20 protein-coding genes and 2 pseudogenes are annotated in these 19,655 nt (G+C 71.8%); 12 read left to right on the top strand and 10 right to left on the bottom strand.

What is annotated here, in order from left to right; genetic code table 11:
* The 4 genes and pseudogenes from AX737_RS36485 to AX737_RS27390 form a co-directional block, all read right to left on the bottom strand.
* Positions 1–136 (bottom strand): annotated as a pseudogene (locus tag AX737_RS36485) (ABC transporter permease); the annotation flags it as partial.
* An 83-nt stretch (positions 137–219) separates the two neighbouring features.
* Entirely contained in the window at positions 220–960 is a 741-nt protein-coding gene (locus AX737_RS27400) for an ABC transporter ATP-binding protein (protein WP_066926995.1), read from the bottom strand.
* Positions 953–1,711: an ABC transporter ATP-binding protein gene (locus AX737_RS27395; RefSeq protein WP_066926996.1), complete on the bottom strand. Its 759-nt coding sequence runs from the start codon at positions 1,709–1,711 to the stop codon at positions 953–955. Before AX737_RS27395 ends, AX737_RS27400 begins: the two co-directional genes overlap by 8 nt.
* 203 nt (positions 1,712–1,914) lie before the next feature.
* Positions 1,915–2,178 carry a hypothetical protein gene (locus AX737_RS27390; RefSeq protein ID WP_066926993.1) on the bottom strand — a complete coding sequence of 88 codons (264 nt, stop codon included), beginning with the start codon at positions 2,176–2,178 and terminating at the stop codon, positions 1,915–1,917.
* A gap of 214 nt (positions 2,179–2,392) precedes the next feature.
* Here AX737_RS27390 and AX737_RS27385 point away from each other — a divergent pair, with 214 nt between their 5' ends.
* From AX737_RS27385 to AX737_RS27370, 4 genes are all read left to right on the top strand, one after another.
* Complete coding sequence (locus tag AX737_RS27385) at positions 2,393–3,544, top strand: alanine racemase (RefSeq protein ID WP_066926991.1); 1,152 nt, start codon at positions 2,393–2,395, stop codon at positions 3,542–3,544.
* 217 nt (positions 3,545–3,761) lie between these two features.
* Positions 3,762–4,154: a RidA family protein gene (locus AX737_RS27380; protein ID WP_066926990.1), complete on the top strand. Its 393-nt coding sequence runs from the start codon at positions 3,762–3,764 to the stop codon at positions 4,152–4,154.
* 49 nt (positions 4,155–4,203) lie between these two features.
* Positions 4,204–5,142: an oxygen-dependent coproporphyrinogen oxidase gene (gene hemF, locus AX737_RS27375; RefSeq protein WP_066926988.1), complete on the top strand. Its 939-nt coding sequence runs from the start codon at positions 4,204–4,206 to the stop codon at positions 5,140–5,142.
* Positions 5,139–6,257 carry an ATP-dependent RecD-like DNA helicase gene (locus AX737_RS27370; RefSeq protein ID WP_066926986.1) on the top strand — a complete coding sequence of 373 codons (1,119 nt, stop codon included), beginning with the start codon at positions 5,139–5,141 and terminating at the stop codon, positions 6,255–6,257. Before hemF ends, AX737_RS27370 begins: the two co-directional genes overlap by 4 nt.
* Before the next feature lie 44 nt (positions 6,258–6,301).
* Here the strand turns inward: AX737_RS27370 and AX737_RS27365 are convergent, their stop codons facing one another.
* Positions 6,302–7,576 (bottom strand): aminotransferase class I/II-fold pyridoxal phosphate-dependent enzyme, encoded by a 1,275-nt coding sequence (locus tag AX737_RS27365; RefSeq protein ID WP_066926984.1) that lies wholly within the window; start codon positions 7,574–7,576, stop codon positions 6,302–6,304.
* Positions 7,577–7,719: 143 nt separating this feature from the next.
* On the opposite strand from AX737_RS27365, the gene hslV reads away from it, so the two are divergent.
* The 4 genes from hslV (at position 7,720) to AX737_RS27345 (ending at position 12,539) form a co-directional block, all read left to right on the top strand.
* Positions 7,720–8,286 (top strand): ATP-dependent protease subunit HslV, encoded by a 567-nt coding sequence (gene hslV / locus AX737_RS27360; RefSeq protein WP_197430739.1) that lies wholly within the window; start codon positions 7,720–7,722, stop codon positions 8,284–8,286.
* Between the two features lie 70 nt (positions 8,287–8,356).
* A complete protein-coding gene (locus AX737_RS27355) occupies positions 8,357–10,027 on the top strand; it encodes a methyl-accepting chemotaxis protein (protein ID WP_066926976.1) in 1,671 nt (556 codons plus the stop codon).
* 244 nt (positions 10,028–10,271) lie between these two features.
* Entirely contained in the window at positions 10,272–11,585 is a 1,314-nt protein-coding gene (gene hslU / locus AX737_RS27350) for an ATP-dependent protease ATPase subunit HslU (protein ID WP_066926974.1), read from the top strand.
* Between the two features lie 138 nt (positions 11,586–11,723).
* Positions 11,724–12,539: an EamA family transporter gene (locus tag AX737_RS27345; protein WP_082773332.1), complete on the top strand. Its 816-nt coding sequence runs from the start codon at positions 11,724–11,726 to the stop codon at positions 12,537–12,539.
* 8 nt (positions 12,540–12,547) lie between these two features.
* On the opposite strand, the gene AX737_RS27340 is transcribed toward AX737_RS27345, so the two are convergent.
* From AX737_RS27340 to AX737_RS27325, 4 genes are all read right to left on the bottom strand, one after another.
* Entirely contained in the window at positions 12,548–13,612 is a 1,065-nt protein-coding gene (locus tag AX737_RS27340; protein WP_066926968.1) for an MBL fold metallo-hydrolase, read from the bottom strand.
* 68 nt (positions 13,613–13,680) lie between these two features.
* A complete protein-coding gene (locus AX737_RS27335) occupies positions 13,681–13,917 on the bottom strand; it encodes a hypothetical protein (protein WP_066926966.1) in 237 nt (78 codons plus the stop codon).
* Positions 13,918–13,990: 73 nt separating this feature from the next.
* Positions 13,991–15,022: an aromatic ring-hydroxylating dioxygenase subunit alpha gene (locus AX737_RS27330; RefSeq protein WP_156453994.1), complete on the bottom strand. Its 1,032-nt coding sequence runs from the start codon at positions 15,020–15,022 to the stop codon at positions 13,991–13,993.
* 420 nt (positions 15,023–15,442) lie between these two features.
* Positions 15,443–16,060 carry an ATPase gene (locus tag AX737_RS27325; RefSeq protein ID WP_066926962.1) on the bottom strand — a complete coding sequence of 206 codons (618 nt, stop codon included), beginning with the start codon at positions 16,058–16,060 and terminating at the stop codon, positions 15,443–15,445.
* A gap of 290 nt (positions 16,061–16,350) precedes the next feature.
* Here AX737_RS27325 and AX737_RS27320 point away from each other — a divergent pair, with 290 nt between their 5' ends.
* The 4 genes from AX737_RS27320 to rimM all read left to right on the top strand — a co-directional run bounded on the left by AX737_RS27320 (position 16,351) and on the right by rimM (position 19,380).
* The gene (locus AX737_RS27320) at positions 16,351–16,563 is read left to right on the top strand and encodes a glutathione S-transferase (RefSeq protein ID WP_066926959.1); all 213 of its coding nucleotides are present in this window, start codon (positions 16,351–16,353) and stop codon (positions 16,561–16,563) included.
* An 18-nt stretch (positions 16,564–16,581) separates the two neighbouring features.
* Positions 16,582–18,153 carry a signal recognition particle protein gene (ffh, locus tag AX737_RS27315; protein WP_066926957.1) on the top strand — a complete coding sequence of 524 codons (1,572 nt, stop codon included), beginning with the start codon at positions 16,582–16,584 and terminating at the stop codon, positions 18,151–18,153.
* A 64-nt stretch (positions 18,154–18,217) separates the two neighbouring features.
* Positions 18,218–18,580: a 30S ribosomal protein S16 gene (gene rpsP, locus AX737_RS27310; RefSeq protein ID WP_066926955.1), complete on the top strand. Its 363-nt coding sequence runs from the start codon at positions 18,218–18,220 to the stop codon at positions 18,578–18,580.
* Positions 18,581–18,714: 134 nt separating this feature from the next.
* Positions 18,715–19,380 (top strand): ribosome maturation factor RimM, encoded by a 666-nt coding sequence (gene rimM / locus AX737_RS27305; RefSeq protein WP_066926953.1) that lies wholly within the window; start codon positions 18,715–18,717, stop codon positions 19,378–19,380.
* 7 nt (positions 19,381–19,387) lie between these two features.
* Here the strand turns inward: rimM and AX737_RS34950 are convergent.
* Positions 19,388–19,655 (bottom strand): annotated as a pseudogene (locus AX737_RS34950) (Mrp/NBP35 family ATP-binding protein); the annotation flags it as partial.

The following is a 19,655-nucleotide window of genomic DNA, read 5'->3' as shown; positions in this document are numbered from 1 at the left end:
CCGAGCCCTCGCCGCTGATGTCGGTGTAGACGCCCGAGCGGTCGCCGAGCACGCCGACCTTGACGGCGGTCTGGGCGAGCGCCCCGCCCATGGCCAGGGCACTGATCGCGCTCGCGAATAGAACGGATCTCACCATCTGTCGTCGTCCTCCGTGTGGGCGTCCACCGTCCCGCGCCCGCGCGGTCGGCCGTTCCGGGCCCGTCGGCCCCGTGTTCCCGCTCAGACGCCCAGATAGGCGTGGAGCTTGTCGATGTTGGCGTCGAGATCGGCGTTCGGGATCATGTCCACGACGCGGCCCTGCTCGACCACGTAGTGGCGGTCGGCCAGCGTCTGGGCGAAGCGGAAGTTCTGCTCCACCAGCACGATGGTGTAGCCCTCCGCCTTCAGCTTCAGGATCGTGCGGCCGATCTGCTGGACGATGACGGGGGCGAGGCCCTCCGTCGGCTCGTCGAGCAGGATCAGCTTGGCGCCGGTCCTGAGGATGCGGCCGATGGCCAGCATCTGCTGCTCGCCGCCCGAGAGCTTCGTGCCCTGGCTCGACGCCCGCTCCTTCAGGTTCGGAAAGAGCTGGTGGATCTCGGCCACCGACATGCCGCCGGGCTTCACCCGCGGCGGCAGCATCAGGTTCTCCTGCACGGTGAGGCTCGCGAAGATGCCGCGCTCCTCCGGCACGTAGCCGATCCCCAGCCGGGCGATCGACCGCGAGGGCATCCCGATCGTCTCGACCCCCTCGTAGGTGATCGAGCCGGCGCGCTTGCCCAGGATGCCGATGATGGCGCGCAGCGTCGTGGTCTTGCCCGCGCCGTTGCGGCCGAGCAGCGTCACCACCTCGCCGGCCCGTACGTCGAGATCGACGCCGTGCAGCACGTGGCTCTCGCCGTACCAACCCTGGAGGCCGCGCAGGGCCAGCAGGGGCGCGGCCGAGGCCGCCGGATCCATCGCGCGCGCCGCCTCAGGCATGACCGGACCCGATATACGCCTCGACCACGCGAGGATCCTTCGACACGCTGGCGTAGTCGCCCTCGGCCAGCACCTGACCGCGCGCCAGCACGGTGATGCGATCGGAGAGCGAGGCCACCACGGACAGGTTGTGCTCGACCATCAGGATCGTGCGGTCGTTCGCGATCCGCCGGATCAGGGCGGCGGTGCGGTCCACGTCCTCGTGGCCCATCCCGGCCATCGGCTCGTCGAGGAGCAGCATCTCGGGATCGAGGGCGAGCGTCGTGGCGATCTCCAGCGCCCGCTTGCGGCCGTAGGAGAGCTCGGCCGCCTGATGCTCCGCGAAGGCGGAGAGCCCGACCGCCTCGACGAGGTCGAGCGCCTCGCCGTCGAGCGCCCGCAGCACCCGCTCGGGGCGCCAGAAATCGAAGGAATCGCCGCGCCGCCTTCGCTGGAGCGCGATGCGCACGTTCTCCAGCACGCTCATGTGCGGGAACACCGCCGAGATCTGGAAGGAGCGCACCAGCCCGAGGCGGGCGACGTCGGCAGGCTTCATGCCGGTGATGTCCCGGTCCTTGTAGCGGATCGAGCCGGCGCTGGGATGTAGGAACTTGGTGAGAAGGTTGAAGCAGGTCGTCTTGCCGGCCCCGTTCGGGCCGATCAGGGCGTGGATCGTGCCACGTACGACCTCAAGATTCACGCCGCTGACGGCGCGAAACCCCTTGAACTCCTTCGTCAGGCCGCTCGTCGCCAGGATCACGTCCTGTGCCAAACGCATCCCTCCCATGTGATTTCCGGGGAGGTTTAACCGTCGGTCGCGGCCCGCGTCCACCGCATTTCGAATTCAGCCGGGGACAAAGCTCGGGCGCTGATACCGCCAGCGGTTGCGCGGATGGCGCCGTTGCGTGTCGTCGTTGCCGAAGCGGGAAAAAGGCGGGGCTCGCGCCCCGCCTCCGCTTGCCTCCGACCGGATCCCTAGGCCGGACCGCCCGCGGTCTGGCCGTATTGCTGCACCGGGAAGTTCTGCTGGTTCGCGTTGCCGGCCTTGGCAGAGCTGACAGACTCCCAGCCGCCGCGAGCCTGCGGGCGGGCGATTCCGATCGAGCCCGTGGTGATGTCGTCGTAGGCGCCGACCGGCGCGCGCTCCGCGTGCGGCCAGTTGCCGGCCTGAGCGAACGCGGCCGGGGCGGTCAGGCTCAGAGCAATCGCGACAGCGGCGGTGGCGAAACGGCTGGTCATCGAGAGTATCCGGTCTCTTCTCTGCGGAGGTCGGATTCTGGAAAAGCTTCCAGTCCATGCATCCGAATGTTTTTTTTCTTGCGCGAGACCGATATGGGTGGGGCGCCGCCGGCTCGACGTGTGGGCGAGCACATGGCCGATACGAACGGACCGTCGGGCTGGCGTCCTCGCGGGCGAGCGCGTAAGCCGGAGGCGGGCTCGGACGGAGGCGATCATGGCGGCAACGCAGGGGACCGAAGTCGAGGCGCTCGACACACCCTGCCTGCTCCTCGACGAAGCCCGCGTCCGGGCGAATGTCGCGCGGATGCGCGCGCGTCTCGCCAGCCTCGGCGTAGCGTTCCGTCCCCACCTGAAGACCGCGAAGTCGCGCGAGGTCGCCCGGCTCGCCATGGGGGCGCCGGCGGGGCCCGCCATCGTCTCGACCCTGCGCGAGGCGGAGTACTTTTGCGAGGCCGGGCTGCGCGACGTGATCTACGGGGTCGGCATCGCGCCGGACAAGCTCGCGCGCGTCGCGCGGATTCGGGCGTCCGGCGCGGACCTCGCGGTGATCCTCGATTCCTCCGAACAGGCCGAGGCGGTCGCCGCGCACGCGGCCCGCAGCGGCGATCGGCTACCCGTGCTGATCGAGGTCGACGCGGACGGGCACCGCTCCGGCGTCGCGCCGGAAGACGCGGACGCGCTCGTGGCGATCGGGCGCAGGCTTGTCGCGGGTGGGGCGGACTTGCGCGGCGTGTTGCTCCACGCGGGCGACAGCTACGCACTGAGCGATCCGGAGGCGCTGGCGGCCGCGGCGGAGGCCGAGCGCGTCGCCGCCGTCACGGCGGCCGGCATCCTGCGGGCGGACGGCCTGCCCTGCCCGGTCGTCAGCGTCGGCTCGACCCCGACCGCGCGCTTCGCCCGCAATCTCACGGGCGTCACGGAGGTCCGGGCCGGCGTCTTCATGTTCGGCGACCTGTTCCAGGCGGGCGTCGGGGCCGTCGAGCCGGAGGACATCGCGCTGAGCGTGCTGGCGACCGTCATCGGGCACCAGCGCGCCAAGGGCTGGATCATCGTCGACGCCGGCTGGATGGCGCTCTCGCGCGACCGCGGCACGGCGCGCCAAGGGCTCGACCAGGGCTACGGCGTCGTCTGCGACCGTGATGGAACGCCCTACCCGGACCTGATCGTGGCCGACGCCAACCAGGAGCACGGCATCGTGGCGCTACGCCGTGGGTCCACGGCGGCGCTCCCGGACCTGCCGATCGGCACGCGCCTGCGCATCCTGCCCAACCACGCCTGCGCCACGGGCGCGCAGCACGGGAGCTACCACGTCCTCGACGGCGCCGGCCGCGTCGCGGCGGTCTGGCCCCGCATCAACGGCTGGTGAGGCGCCGGGACCACGACAGGCCCCCTCTCCCATAGGGAGAGGGTTGGGGCGAGGGGTATGACCTCACAGGACTGCGCACGCCATCGACGCGCGATCAGAACAGCGTCTGATCAGGCAGCCTCATACCTCTCACCCGGCGTTCCGCGAGAGCAGACTTCTCCCTATGGGAGAGGGGACCCGCGCCCTTTCAGCCATCGCAGAGGAGTCCATCGATCTCATGACCGATCCGATCGAGCGCATCGCCACCGCCGCCGTGCCGACGCCGGCCGGGCACTACGTCCAGGGCACGGCGTGGCGCGACCTCGTGTTCGTCTCCGGCCAACTCGGGCCGCGCCCGGACGGCACGCACACGTCCGGCGAGCCCTTCGAGACGCAGGTGCGGCAGGCGCTGGCGAACCTCCTCGCCATCCTGGCCGAGGCGGGCTGCGGGCCGGATCGGGTGCTGCGCGTCACCGCCTACCTCGTCGGGGTCGAGAACTGGCCGCACTTCAACCGGATCTACGCAGAGGTCTTCGGCGACGCGAAGCCCGCCCGAACCGTCGTACCGGTGCCCGCGCTCAACCACGGCTACCTCGTGGAGATCGAGGCGATCGCGGCCCGACCGGCGTAGCGATCCGGCGCATTGACGCTCGCGGGGCGGGATGGGAAAGCCTGGAGCCATGACGCGGCCCGACATCCCCAATTCCTCGCCCCATCCCCTGCCCTCCGAGGCCGACCTCGCCGCCCTGAAGGCCGAGGCCGGCGCGTGGTTCACCGCCCTGCGCGACCGCATCACCGCCGCGCTCGAGGCGATCGAGGCGGAGGCCGCGGGCCCCTTCCACCCGGACGCGCCGGCTGAGCCGCAGGCCTTCGTGAAGACGCCCTGGGAGCGCACCGATCACAGCGGCGCGCATGGCGGCGGCGGCACCATGGCGATCCTCAAGGGCCGTGTGTTCGAGAAGGCGGGCGTCCACGTCTCGACCGTGCACGGCGAGTTCGCCCCCGAATTCCGCGCGCAGATGCCGGGCGCGGCGGAGGATCCGCGCTTCTTCGCCACCGGCCTCTCGCTGATCGTCCACCCCTGGAATCCGAACGTGCCGACCGTGCACATGAACACGCGCTTCGTGGTGACCACGAAGGCGTGGTTCGGGGGCGGTGCCGACCTCACCCCCGTGCTCGAGCGGCGGCGCACGCAGGACGACCCGGACAGCCGGCTCTTCCACGACCGGTTGCGGGAGGCCTGCGAGGCGCACGCGCCGGCCGTCGACTACGCCCGATACAAGGCGTGGTGCAACGAGTACTTCTGGCTCAAGCACCGCAACGAACCGCGCGGCGTCGGCGGCATCTTCTACGATTATCACTGGACCGGCGACCCCCAGGCCGACCTCGCCTACACGCGCGACGTGGGTCTGGCCTTCCTCGACGCCTATCCGGCGATCGTGCGGCGCAACCTCGCCACGCCCTGGACCGAGGAGGACCGCCACGAGCAGCAGGTGCGGCGCGGGCGCTACGTCGAGTTCAACCTGCTCTACGACCGCGGCACCATCTTCGGCCTGAAGACCGGCGGCAACGTCGCCTCGATTCTCTCGTCCCTGCCGCCCACCGTCCGCTGGCCGTGACGGATTCGGTCCCGACCCGGTTCGCGCCGCAGCAGGAGGCGGCGCTCAAGGCCATCTCGGACTGGCGCAAGGGCGGGGGCGATCAGGTCTTCCGCCTGTTCGGATACGCCGGCACCGGCAAGACCACGCTGGCGCGCCGCATCGCCGAGGACGTCGATGGCTCGGTCGTCTTCGGCGCTTTCACCGGCAAGGCGGCCTCCGTGATGCGCGCCAAGGGCTGCCACGATGCCGGCACGATCCACAGCCTGATCTACCGCACGAAGGAGGCGGAGGAAGGCGGCCCGACCTTCACGCTGAACCGCTCGGGCCCCGCCGCGAAAGCCGACCTCATCGTCATCGACGAGTGCTCGATGGTCGATTCGGACCTCGGCAACGACCTCCTCTCGCTGGACAAGCCGGTTCTGGTGCTGGGCGATCCGGCCCAGCTGCCCCCCGTGCGCGGCGGCGGCTTCTTCACCGAGGCCGAGCCCGACGTGATGCTCACCGACGTGCACCGGCAGGCGGAGGACGACCCGATCATCCGCATGGCGATGACGGTGCGGGAGGGCGGACGCCTGGCGCTCGGGAGCTACGGGGCGAGCCAGGTGGTCTCCCGGCGCGACATCGATTCCGAGCAGGTGCTCGACTGCGATCAGGTCTTGGTCGGCATGAACAAGACACGGCGGCTCTACAACAACCGCCTGCGGGAGCTCGCCGGCCACACCGACCCGATGCCGGCGGTGGGCGAGAAGCTGGTCTGCCTGCGCAACGACCGCACCAAGGGCCTGCTCAACGGCTCGACCTGGACCGTCAAGGCACTGCGCGCGCCCCCGCGTCCCGACCTCGTGCGCCTCGACGTGGTGCCGGAGGACGACCCGGCGCTCCGGCGCCGCGCCACCGAGATCAAGGTGCTGCGCCAGATCATCGCCGGCAGCGAGGAGGAAATCCCGCTCTACCTCCGCCGCGAGACCGACGAGTTCACCTACGGCTACGCGCTGACCGTGCACAAGGCGCAGGGCTCGCAGTGGGACAAGGTGGTGCTGTTCGACGAATCCTTCGCCTTCCGCGAGCACCGGGCGCGCTGGCTCTACACGGGGCTTACGCGAGCCGCGGAGGCGGTGACGGTGGTGGTGTAATGCCACCGTTCCCTCCCCCGCGGAGGGGGAGGGATTGTGTCGCCTCAGCCCAGCCGCGCCTCGACGGCCGCCAGCAGCGTGCAGAGCGCCACGGCCTCGGCCGCCTTGCGCACCTCGGCGAGGCTCGGGAAGGTCGGGGCGATGCGCAGCGTCCGGTCGTTCGGGTCCTTTCCGTAGGGATGCGTCGCACCCGCGGGCGTCAGCGCGAGGCCGGCGTCCTTGGCGAGCGCCACCACGCGGCTCGCGGTGCCGTCCTGCACGTCCAGCGTGATGAAGTAGCCGCCCTTCGGGGCGCTCCACTGCGCCACGCCCTGCCCGGCGAGCCGGGCCGCGAAGGCCTCCTCGACCGCCGCGAATTTCGGCGCGATCAGCTCCCTGTGCTTCTCCATGTGCGCCGCGATGCCCGCGTCGTCGCGCAGGAAGCGGACGTGGCGAAGCTGGTTGAGCTTGTCCGGGCCGATCGAGCGGCGCCCGGCCTGGGCGAGGTACCAGCGCAGGTTCTCAGGGGAGGAGGCCCAGAGCGCGAGGCCGGCGCCGGCCAGCGTCACCTTCGAGGTCGAGGCGAACACGAAGGCCCGGTTCGGGTTGCCGGCCGCCGCGCAGGCCTCGAGGATGTTGGCGAGCTCCGGCCGCTCGGCGGTGAGGTGGTGCACCGCGTAGGCGTTGTCCCAGAAGATCCGGAAATCGGGTGCGCCGGTCTTCATGGAGGCCAGGCGCCGCACCGTCTCGGCACTGTAGGTCTCGCCGCTCGGGTTGGCGTATTTCGGCACGCACCAGATGCCCTTGACGCTCGGATCGGAGACGGCCTTCTCCACCGCGTCCATGTCCGGGCCCTCGCCGGTCATCGGCACCGGGATCATGCGGATGCCGTAACCCTCGCAGAGCGCGAAGTGGCGGTCGTAGCCCGGCACCGGGCACAGGAAGGTGATCGGCTCCTCCTTCGACCACGGGCCCCGGCCACCCGGCACACCCTTGAGCAGCGCGTACACGATGGTGTCGTGCATCAGCGCGAGGCTGGAATTGTTGGCGACCACGATCTGGTCGGCGGGCGCGCCCATCAGGGTCGAGAACAGGGCGCGGGTCTCGGCCAAGCCCTGCAGGTTGCCGTAGTTGCGCGCGTCCGTGCCGTCCTCGGCGGTGGTGTCGCGGTTGCCCGGCAGGGCGAGCATCTCCGCCGAGAGGTCGAGCTGGGCCGAGGCCGGCTTGCCGCGGGTCATGTCGAGCTTGAGGCCCTGGCCTTTCAGGGCATCGTATTCCTTGCGCAGCCCCGCGCGCAGGTCCGCGAGGGCGTCGGGCGACAGTTCGGATAGCGGCGGCATCGGCCGGCTCCTGATGGGATGTTGGTGGTTGCGCGCCCTTCCGGCCCAAATCTCCGCCGCCGTCAAGCACCGCGTTGGCATTCGGGCGCGTCAGCGCTTACCTGCGGCGCGGGACGCAACTCCCGGACCGGACGGAGACAGCCTTGGCCGAGCACGACGCCCTACCCACGATGCACGCGACGACGATCCTGATGGTGCGCAAGGGCGGGCGCGTCGTCATCGGCGGCGACGGCCAGGTCAGCCTCGGCCAGACCATCGTCAAGGGCAACGCCCGCAAGGTGCGGCGGCTCGCCAAGGGCCAGGTGATCGGCGGCTTCGCGGGCGCCACCGCGGACGCCTTCACGCTGTTCGAGCGGCTGGAGGCCAAGCTGGAGCAGTATCCCGGCCAGCTGACCCGCGCCTGCGTCGAGCTGACCAAGGACTGGCGCACCGACCGCTACCTGCGCCGCCTCGAGGCGATGATGCTGGTGGCGGACCGGGAGGTGAGCCTGCTCCTCTCCGGCGCGGGCGACGTGCTGGAGCCGGAGACCGGCGTTATGGCGATCGGCTCGGGCGGGAACTACGCGCTCGCGGCCGCCCGCGCCCTGGAGGACGGCGCGTACGATGCGGAGACTATAGTCCGCAAGGCGATGAAGATCGCCGCCGACATCTGCGTCTATACCAACGGCTCCCTCGTCATCGAGAGCCTGGACAGCGCTTCTGCAACATAGATCCGATCATTAATCAGAGCTTGAGATATTGTGCGCATGGTGCAGCCCCGGGAACGGAACGCTGGGCACCATGAAGATCGGAACCAAACTCCTCGGGCTCGTCGGCGGCTGCAGCGCCGTCACCCTCGTGGTGGCGGCTTTGGGCATCGGATCGCTGCGCACCCTCAACGCGGCCATCGGCGAGACGCGGTTCGCGGCCACGCGCGCGCTCAACGGGGCGAACCTCAACCGCCTCGCCTCCGAGGTGACGATGGATTCCCGCGGCGTCTATGCCTCCGCCGACCGCACCGAGGCGAGGAAATACGCCGAGGGCATCGCCCGGGGCCTCGCCGCGATGGACGCGCTGCTGAAGGCCTGGGCGCCGATCGTCGAGGAGAGGGACCGGGCCCTCTTCGAGGCCGTCTCCCGCGACGCGGCCGCCTTCGCGCGGATGCGCACGGAGATCGCCCGCGCCGGCACCGAGGATTCGCCCAAGGCCGCCGCCGCGCTCGGCTTCAACGAGGCCAACCAGGGCAACCGCCGCGCCTTCCAGGCCGGCATCACCGAGCTGGTCAAGCGCGGGCGCGACGAGGTCGAGGCGATCGATGCGGCCACCGACACGCTCTACAGCCAGCGCATGGCCCTCCTGCTGGCTCTGGCGCTCGGGGGCACGCTCGGCTGCCTCGTGATCGGCGGCCTGATCGGCCGGCGCCAGATCGCCCGGCCGCTCGCGGCGGTCTCGGAGGCGATCCGGGCGCTCGCCGGCGGGCGGCACGATCTGCCCCCGGTGCGGCCCACCCGCGACGAGATCGGCGCGATCTGGGCCAGCATGCAGGTCTTCGCCGAGGCGATGCGGACCGCCGAGACCCTGCGCGCCGAGCAGGCGCGGTCCGGCGCGGCGGTCCGCTCCGCGCGGCAGGCCGAGATGGCGGCGCTCGCCGACCGCTTCGAGGGCAGCGTCGGCGAGCTGGTCCAGCATTTGGCCGCCGCCGCGACCGAGATGGAGGCCACCGCCCGCAGCCTGACCACGACCGCCGAGGCGACCAGCCGCCGCTCGGAGGCGGCCGCCTACCGCTCCGGCGAGACGGCCGGGAGCGTCGAGGCCGTGGCGGCGGCGGCGCAGCAACTCGCCGCCAGCGCGAACGAGATCGGCACGCAGGTGGCCCGCACCGCCGACGCGGCCGCGAGCGCGGTCGCCGGCACGCGGCGCAGCCGCGAGCAGGTCGAGATCCTGGCCCGCAGCGCCGGCGGCATCGGGGAGGTCGTGGGCCTCATCGCCAGCATCGCGGGCCAGACGAACCTCCTGGCGCTCAACGCCACGATCGAGGCGGCGCGCGCGGGCGAGGCTGGGCGCGGCTTCGCGGTGGTGGCGTCCGAGGTGAAGGAACTGGCCGCCCAGACCGCTCGGGCGACCGACCAGATCACCGCCCAGATCGCCACCATCCAGGACGCCACCCGCGAGACCGTCTCGGCGATGGGCCAGATCGACGCGACGATCGGCGGCGTGCACCAGATCGCGCTCGGCGTCGCCGCCGCGGTCGAGGAGCAGCAGGCCGCGACCCGGGAGATCGCTCGCAGCGTCGCGGGCGCCGCCGAGGGGACGCGGGCGGTCACCGGCAGCATGGCGGAGATGCGGGGCGACGCCCAGGCTGCGGGTGCGGGCGCCGCGCAGGTCCTGTCCGCGGCCGGCGAACTCGCCCGCCGGGCGGGCGACCTCGGCGTGCAGGTCGACGGCTTCGTTGCGGAGGTCCGGGCGGCCTGAGCGCGGGGGGCATGGTTTCGAAAGGTCCGAGACCTTTCGCGGGTGCAGGGCAGAGCCCTGCATGTGGCTCTTCCGTCCCGGCTTTGCCGGTCGGAAGAGCCAAGCCCGGGGCTACGCGCCCCGGGACCCCGCCGAAGGGCCTCGGGCCCTTTGGGATCCCCTGGCTGCCCTTGCGCCGCAGGCGCCGAGACCCCATTCCGGGCTCAGCCGCACACGAGGACGAGCGCCGAGGCAGCCCAGGGCGATGACCACGTTTTCCCCCCGCGAGATCGTTTCCGAACTCGACCGCTTCATCGTCGGCCAGCACGACGCCAAGCGCGCCGTCGCGATCGCGCTGCGCAACCGCTGGCGCCGCCAGCAGCTCACCGGGCCGCTGCGCGAGGAGGTGGCGCCCAAGAACATCCTGATGATCGGCCCGACCGGCTGCGGCAAGACCGAGATCGCCCGCCGCCTCGCCCGGCTCGCCAACGCGCCCTTCCTGAAGATCGAGGCCACCAAGTTCACCGAGGTCGGCTATGTCGGCCGCGACGTCGAGCAGATCGTGCGCGACCTCGTCGAGGTGGCGATCGGGCTGACCCGCGAGGAGAAGCGCAAGTCGGTCCGCGCCAAGGCCGAGGCGGCGGCCGAATCCCGCATCCTCGATGCGCTGGTCGGCCCGACCGCATCCCAGGCCACCCGCGACAGCTTCCGCAAGAAGCTCCGCGACGGCCAGCTCGACGACAAGGAGGTCGAGCTGGAACTCGCCGCCGGCGGGTCCGCCGGCCTGCCGATGTTCGAGATCCCCGGCATGCCCGGCGCCTCGATGGGTGCGATCAACATCGGCGACATGCTGGGCAAGGCGCTCGGCGGCCAGCGGGGGAAGCCGCGCCGCATCACCGTGCGCGACGCCCACGCGCCGCTGCTGGCGGAAGAGAGCGACAAGCTCGTGGACGACGAGGCCCTGATCCGCGAGGCGATCCGCGAGGTCGAGGACAACGGCATCGTCTTCCTCGACGAGATCGACAAGATCTGCGCCCGCGAGGGCCGCGCCTCCGGCGACGTCTCGCGCGAGGGCGTGCAGCGCGATCTCCTGCCGCTGATCGAGGGCACCACGGTCGCGACCAAGCACGGCCCGGTGAAGACCGACCACGTCCTGTTCATCGCGTCGGGCGCCTTCCACGTCTCGAAGCCCGCGGACCTGCTGCCCGAACTTCAGGGCCGCCTGCCGATCCGCGTCGAGCTGCAGCCGCTCACGGTCGAGGACTTCAAGCAGATCCTCACCGCCACCGAGGCGAGCCTCCTCAAACAGACGGTCGCCCTGATGGAGACCGAGGGCGTGACGCTGACCTTCTCGGAGGACGCCGTCGACGCGCTCGCCCGTGTCGCCGTCGAGGTGAACGGCTCGGTCGAGAACATCGGCGCGCGCCGGCTGCAGACGGTGCTGGAGCGGGTGATCGACGACATCTCCTTCACGGCCACCGACCGCTCCGGCGAGACGGTGGCGATCGACGCCGCCTATGTGCGGGCACGGGTGGAGAGCCTCGCGGCGAACGCCGATCTGAGCCGGTTCATCCTGTAACCTCAGCGCTCTCTTCCTCCCCGGCGGGAGGGAGGGAGCCGCTCGCGCGGACGGCGCGACCGTCGAGACGTCTGCCCAGTGAACGACACTCATCCCGGCGGCAGCCCGCTCCTGCCCGTCGCCGCGCTCGTAGCCGGCATGGTCTCGCTGCAGAGCGGGGCGGCCTTCGCCAAGAGCCTGTTCCCGGCGGTCGGCGCCTCCGGCGTCTCGGCGCTCCGCGTCGGCTTCTCGGCCCTCATCCTGCTCGCGCTCTGGCGCCCCTGGCGGCGCAGCCTGGCCGCCCGCGATGCGGGCTGGATCGTGCTCTACGGGGCCGCGCTCGGCCTGATGAACCTGCTGTTCTACCGGGCGCTCCTGACCATCCCGCTGGGGCCCGCGGTCGCGATCGAGTTCGCGGGGCCGCTCGCGGTGGCGCTCTCCGCCTCGCGGCGTCTCGCCGACCTCGCCTGGATCGGGCTCGCGGTGCTGGGGCTCGGCCTGCTGCTGCCGCTGGGCGGAGCGGGCGCGCTCGACCCGGTGGGCGTCGCCTACGCGCTCGGGGCGGCTCTGGCCTGGGCGCTCTACATCCTGTTCGGCCAGCGCGCGGGCCGCCTCCATGGCGGTCAGGCGGTCGCGCTCGGCATGACGACCGCGGCCCTCGTGATCGCGCCCTTCGGGCTCGCGGAGGCTGGCACCGACCTGTTCGCCCCCGCGACGCTCGCGAGCGGGCTCGTCGTCGCGGTGATGTCGAGCGCCCTGCCCTACTCGCTCGAGATGGTGGCGCTCCGCCGCCTCGACCGGCAGGCCTTCGGCGTGATGATGAGCCTGGAGCCGGCGATCGCGTCGCTCGCCGCGCTGGCGCTGCTCGGCGAGCGCCTGAGCCCGGTCCAATGGTTCGCGATCGGCTGCGTCATCGCCGCCTCGGTCGGCATCACGGCGCGGAGCCGGCCCCGGCCCGTGCCGGCCGCGCCCTGAGCGGCGCCTCAGCCCGGCATCCAGACCTGTCCCGGGCGCAGCGCCAGGAAGCGCTCGCGCGGCAGCCCGGCGGCGTCGAGGGCGGCGTCCAGGGCCTCGGCGGGCCGCTCGACCCCCTCGTCGGTGAGCCGGAATGTGCCCCAGTGGTGGCCGAGCGCCTGGGCGGCCCCGAGGAGCCCGAGGGCCGTCACCGCGTCCTCGGGGTTCATGTGTTGGGGTTGCATGAACCAGCGCGGCTCGTAGGCGCCGATCGGCAGCGTCGCGAGCCGGGGTGGGCCGAAGCGCTCGGCGATCGCCCGGAAGATCGCGCCATCGCCGAGGCCCGTATCCCCCACATGGTAGTGCACGCCCTGCTCCGAGGTCAGCACGAAGGCGCACCACAGGGCCATGCGCCGGTCGTTGACGCCGCGCGCCGACCAGTGGTTGGCCGGCGTGAGGTGTACGGCGAGGCCGCCGCCGAGATCCACGGCCTCGCCCCAGTTCCGGGTCTCCACGACCATCGAATCGTCGTAGCCGCGCAGGATCGCGTCGTTGCCGAGCGGCGCCACGATGGTCGGCTGGTGGTCCTGCCAGAGCCGCGCGACGGTCGGCCCCTCGAGATGGTCGTAGTGGTTGTGGGTGATCAGAACCGCGTCGATCGGCGGCAAGTTGGCGTAGGCGATGCCGGGCGGGTTCACGCGCTTGGGTCCCGCGAAGCGCAGCGGGCTCGCGCGCTTGGCGAAGACCGGATCGATCAGGATGTTCCGGCCCGCCACCTGCACGAGGTAGCTCGCGTGGCCGATCAGCACGACCCGCAGGGTGTCCACGCGCTCCGGCGGCTTGTCCGCCGGGAAGGGGCTCGGGAAATGCGTCGGCCAGCGCTCGCCCTCGCGGGTGAGCTGCCAGCGGATCACCTCCGAGAGGTTCTTGTCGGCGCCCTGCTCGGGGCTGTGGAAGCGCAGGCCATCGAAGTTCTCGCTCCTCGGCCCCTCGTAGTAGGGGTTCTTGGAGCGCCGGTGCGCGGCGTAGCCGACGCCTCCGAGGGTCATCACCGTGGCCGCGCTGGCGACCGTGAGCAGGCTGCGCCGTTTCATGCACCCCGAGATGGCCGGGCGCGCGCGCCCGTCAAGCGGTGCACGCGACCGTGCCGCAGGGGCGCGCGCTACTCGGCCGCCTCGACCGCCAGCGACAGCCGCGCGCGGTAGACCACCGCGCCGCCGACGTCGCGCACGCAGGCGACGTAGTCCTGGCGCTCGACGTCCGGCAGCATGTCGCGCACGATCGCCGACATGATCCGGGTGACCTTGCCGCGGGCCGCGTCGAGATCCGGCAGGTCGAAGCCGACCTCGTCGCGCACCGGCTGGGCCCCGTCGTGCAGGTCGATGAAGAAGCGGGGCATCGGGGCTCGCGGGGCAAGTGGTCGTTGCGCGACAGGTGACCGGAATATGGTTAATGAAGCCTTGCCGTCGCGCTCAGGAGCGCCAGCGCAGCTCCCGCCGCTCCAGCGGGTTGACGAAGCCGCGGCCCGAGCGGGCAGCCTCCAGGGCCTCGCGCTTGAGACGGAAATACCATTGCGAGGGCAGGTCGCCGTCGCCGAGCAGCACCATCGTCGGCTTGCGGTCGAGGCCGGCCTGCGCGTGCTGCAGCACCTGCTGGTCCTGGGTCAGGAACTGCCGCATCAGCGGGCGGGCGATCGGCTTGAGCAGGTTCAGAGCCGGCATGCTCCAGTAGAGCGCGTTGGTCAGCAGGGTCCGGTTCTCGGACAGCGGCGTGGCGAAGGTGTAGTTGGCCACGCGCTTGTGGCCCGCCCTGATCCGCTCCAGCCGGACGCCGGGAAGCCGGAACTCGATCTCCACCTCCGGCACGCCGCCGAGCAGGCGGTAGACGGGCGAGCTCTTCGTGGTGGCATGGCTCGTCATGACGAAGCCGTGCTCGACCGGCTGGAAGGTCTTCACCTTCTCACGCAACTCCTTCGAGGGCCGGAACCACCACGAATCGTGCACGAAGGCGACGTGGCCGGGATCGACCAGGCTCAGGGTCGTGAGGTCGAACGAGGCCTCCACTTCCAGCGCGACCACGAGCGAGCCCGCCGGCTCGAAATCGAGCGCGGGCACCGCGGGGGCCGCCCCGCCCGGCTGGGGGTTCGGGTTGACCCACACGAAGCCTGCGCTCTCCCGCACGGGGAAGCGCTGCACGGCGATGCGCGAGAAATCGGCCGCGTCGTGCGTCGAAAGCGTCGGCACCTCGCGGCAGCGCCCGTCCGTGCCGAAGCGCCAGCCGTGGAACGGGCACATCAGGGTCTCGCCGTCGAAGCGGCCCTTCGAGAGCGCCATGCCCCGGTGGGGGCAGCGGTCGCGCAGCGCGAAGGGGGCGCCGTCCGGCCCGCGGCCGAGCACGATCTGCTCGCCGTCGAGCGAGACCGCCCGCACGGCCTTCTGACCTGTGCCGCGGAGCGCGGCGGACTGCCCGACGCAGTACCACGCGTCGGCCAGGGGCCGGCGCATGGCCGCCGGGTCGAGGGCGTCGTCGGAGCGCGCGTGGGGCAGCGGGGAGACGGACAAGGCGGATACGGGGGCTCGATGCGAGAGCGCCCTGATACGCCCCCGCGCCGGGCCGCGGAAGCCCACCGGATCGGCCGGCCGCCCTGTGCCGCGTTGCGGCGAGAGGGCGCAGCCGACGGCCTTCACAAGCCGCCCGGGCACCCCTACCTTGGGCTCATCCGCAACCAACGAAAGGAGGTGATCCAGTGTCTCATTGTCATCAGCCGCGCATCTCGGCTTCCCGGACCTGGACCGACGCCTCCGGTGCCTGCCTCTAAGGGCGCCTGAGCTCCGACATCGGACCAGTTTCGGCCGGACCGCGGTTCGGCAATGGAAGGGCCGCCCATCGGGCGGCCCTTCGGCGTTTCGGATGCCGTTTCCGGCTCAGCGACGGGCCTGGAACAGGGGCTGGGCCAACGCCTCGGCCCGCGCCCGCCACAGGTCGCATTCCTCCCGCAGCGCGTCGCGCTCGGCCTCGAACCGGGCGCCGTCCATCCGCGCGGCATCGCGTTCGGCCGCGATCCGGTCGCGCTCGCGCCGCAGGACGTCGCTCTCGGCTTCGTGGCGCGCTTGCCCGGCCCGCAGGTTCTCGCACTCGGCCGTCATCCGATCGCGCTCGGCCCGGAAGCTCTCCAGCAGCGCGACCTCCTCCTGCACGTGGCCGCGCAGGGCTCGGATCTCCTCGGCGAGCTTGGCCTCCAGCGCGTCCTGCCGCCCAGCCTCGAGGTCGAGCTTGGCCTTCAGCATCAGGTTCTCGGCCATCAGCTCGGACAGGTCCGGATCTTCCGTGCGGGGCGCGCGCGCCTCGACGATCCGGGGATTCCAGCCCGGCTCCGGGCGCGGAGGCTCGCTCCGCGCGGGCTGACGGGCCGGCTCGGGCGGGCTTTCGGCGGCGGTAGCCGGGGCGTGGGCCTTCATCGCGGCGAGCCAGTCGCGCAGGGGGCCGGATGAGGGCCGCGGGCCGGCGTCGGACGGCGGGTGTTGGCGGGCGGGTTCCGACATCGGCTGAGTCGTCCTGTTCGGGGTGGAGCCATCAAGCCTGAACATGCTTAAGAAGACGTAAATCTTAACGACCTCCCGGCGTCCCGGCGCGAGCCCGTGCCGGTTTGCGCCGTCCGGCTTGACTTCCCCGGTCCGCCCGGTTACCGCCCCGGACCCGTCCGACGAACGTCGTCGACACCGAAGCCGACCGGTCCCAGAGGCCGGAGGCCAACGCCCGACAGCGCGTGCGCGCCCTCGGGCGCCCTTGGTGCTGGCGACGGATGCCGGGCCATCCGAGAGCCGTCCGTGCCATGCCGACCGAGCGCCTGAACATCGAGGATGCGATCAACGAGATCTGCCCGTGGTCGGGCAAGCCGATCTCGGCGGACGCGCTGACCCTCTACAACGGCGCGGTCGTGGGCTTCTGCAACACGGAGTGCCGGGACAAGTTCGCCCGCGCGATCCAGGCCTTCGAGGCCGACCTCCAGGCCCGCCGCGTCGAGCGGGCCGGGCTGCACCAGTAAGCGGGACGGACGCGCCGCATGTTCGAAGGTCTCTCCGACCGCCTCTCCGGCATCCTCTCGGGCCTCACCCGCCGGGGCGCGCTCACCGAGGCCGACGTCACCGCCGCCATGCGGGAGGTGCGCCGCGCCCTCCTGGAGGCCGACGTCGCCCTCGAGGTGGTGCGCGGCTTCACCGACCGGGTGCGCGAGAAGGCCGTCGGCGCCGTCGTGCTGAAGTCAGTGACGCCCGGCCAGATGGTCGTGAAGATCGTCAACGACGAGCTGGTGGCGATGCTCGGCACCGACGCCGAGACGGTCGATCTCAACGCCCCCGCCCCCGTGCCGATCCTGATGGTCGGCCTGCAGGGCTCGGGCAAGACGACGACCACCGCCAAGATCGCCCGGCGCCTCACCGAGCGCGAGAAGCGGAAAGTGCTGCTCGCCTCCCTCGACACCCGCCGCCCGGCCGCCATGGAGCAGCTCGCGGTGCTGGCCAAACAGGTCGGCGTCGAGTCGCTGCCGATCGTGGCCGGCCAGTCGGCGGTGCAGATCGCGCGGCGCGCCATGGACGCGGCGCGTCTCGGCGGCTTCGACGTGGTGATGCTCGACACCGCCGGCCGCACCACGGTGGACGAGGGCCTGATGGCCGAGGCCGCCGAGGTGAAGGCCGCGACGCGCCCCCACGAGGTGCTGCTGGTGGCCGACGCGCTCACCGGCCAGGACGCGGTCAACACCGCCCGCGCCTTCGACCAGCGGCTGGGCGTCACCGGCATCGTGCTCACCCGCATGGACGGCGATTCGCGCGGCGGCGCGGCGCTCTCGATGCGCGCGGTCACCGGCAAGCCGATCAAGCTCGTCGGCGTCGGCGAGAAGGTCGATGCGCTGGAGGAGTTCCACCCGGCGCGCGTGGCCAACCGCATCCTCGGCATGGGCGACATCGTCTCCCTCGTCGAGAAGGCGGCGGAGACGATCGACGCCGAGCAGGCGATGCGCACCGCCGAGAAGATGCGCAAGGGCAAGTTCGACCTGGAGGACCTGTCCCAGCAGCTCGCCCAGATGGAGAAGATGGGCGGCATCGGCGGTCTGATGGGCATGCTGCCCGGCATGGGCCAGATCAAGAAGCAGGTCGAGGGCGCCAACCTCGACGAGAAGATGTTCAAGCGCCAGCGCGCGATCATCTCCTCGATGACCCCCCACGAGCGCAAGAACCCCGATCTCCTCAAGAATTCCCGCAAGAAGCGCATCGCGGCGGGCTCGGGCGTGAAGGTCGAGGAGATCAACAAGCTCCTCAAGATGCACCGGACCATGGCCGACATGATGAAGGCGATGGGCTCGGGCAAGCGCGGCATCGGCCAGGCGCTCGGCAGCATGTTCGGGCTCGGCGGGGGCGGGATGGGCGGAATGCCCGGCGGGATGCCGGGCCTGCCCCCGGGCATGCCCGAGCCGACGCCGGAGCAGATCGCGGCGCTGGAGAAGCAGTTCGGCGGCAAGCTGCCGCCCATGCCGCCGGGACTCGGTGGTGGAAAGATGCCGGGCCTTCCGGGGCTCGGCGGGCCGAAGATGCCGGGCTTGCCCGGTCTCGGTGGATTCCCGTTCGGGAAGAAGAAGTAGGGCGGCCGGCATCGCGTAGCCGCGCGCCATCCGCCCGCAAGTCCTTACGTTCTAGGAGAAGACCATGTCCCTGAAGATCCGTCTCACCCGTGGCGGCGCCAAGAAGCGCCCGTACTACCGCATCGTCGTCGCCGACGCCCGCGCCCCGCGCGACGGCCGCTTCATCGAGAAGGTCGGCGCCTACGACCCGATGAAGGCCAAGGACGATCCGGCCCGCGTCGTGCTCGACACCGAGAAGGTCCAGGCCTGGCTCGCCAAGGGCGCCCAGCCGACCGACCGCGTGCTGCGCTTCCTCGACGCCGCCGGCCTCGCCAAGCGCGCCGTGCGCAACAACCCGCAGAAGGCCGAGCCCGGCGACAAGGCCAAGGAGCGCGCCGCCAAGCGCGCCGAGAAGGCCGCCGCCCCGGCCGAGGACGCCGCGGCCTAAGGGCCTTGCGCCCCAGCCCCTCCCCGTTATGGGGAGGGGACGGAGCGAGGGCGGGACCGACGGTTGTGCCGCGGCGCCCGATTCCCGCCCTCTCGCGCCGCGCGGCGGCGCCCGTATGGAAGGACAGAGCCCGCATGGCCCGTCGTCCCGGATCCCACGCACACGGCGACGGCGCGCGGCGCACGGGCCGTCTCGATCCGGCCGCGGTGACATCCGCCCGCAGGGCTCCGCCCCCGAAGCCTCTTTCGCCCGATCCCGATCTCGTGCTGCTGGGCGAATTCGGCCGCCCGCACGGTCTCAACGGCGAAATCCGCCTGAAATCCTACACCGGCGACCCGCTCGCCATCGCGGGCTACGGCCCCTTGCGCACGTCGGACGGCCGCAGCCTCGAACTCCTCGATGCCCGCCCTGCCCCGGGCGCCGCCGCCGACATCCTGCTCTGCCGCGTGAAAGGTGTGGCCGACCGCACCGGGGCCGAGGCGCTCAACCGGGTCAGCCTGTCGATCGCGCGCGACAAGCTCGGAGAGCCGGAGGAGGACGAGTTCTTCCTCGCCGACTTGATCGGGCTCGCGGTCGTGGACGAGGCCGGGGCGCAGCTCGGCAGCGTCGTGGCGGTGCCGAACTACGGTGGCGGCGACCTCCTGGAGATCCGCTCCGTGCAGGGCGGCCCGACTGCTCTCCTGCCCTTCACCAAGGCCTTCGTGCCGAGCCTCGACGTCGCGAACGGCCGCGTCACCGCGCTGCTGCCCGAGGACTTCTTCGCGCCGCCCGGCCAGAAGCCCGCCGACGAGCCGGCCTGAACCTGCCTCAGCGCCCACCACGCGTCGCCGCATCGGCGCAGGGCCGGATGCTGGTGGGATCCGGCCGCCGCTCGGGCGCGGGCGCCTCGAAGACGGCCAGATAGGCCCCGTCCTTCAGCCAGGAGAAGCCGGTCTCGCGGTAGCCGGCGGCCGCGAGTTCACAGCGCAGGAGCGCCGGCGGCGTGCCGTGGCGCGCCGGCACCGCGTCGGCGTCGAGGATGCCGACCCGGCCGCCGGGCCTCATCGCCGCCGCGAGGTTGTGCAGCAGCCCGTAG

This window comes from Methylobacterium sp. CCH5-D2, from assembly GCF_001556475.1.
Taxonomy (GTDB): domain Bacteria; phylum Pseudomonadota; class Alphaproteobacteria; order Rhizobiales; family Beijerinckiaceae; genus Methylobacterium; species Methylobacterium hispanicum.
This window is presented reverse-complemented; position numbering and strand designations above follow the sequence as displayed.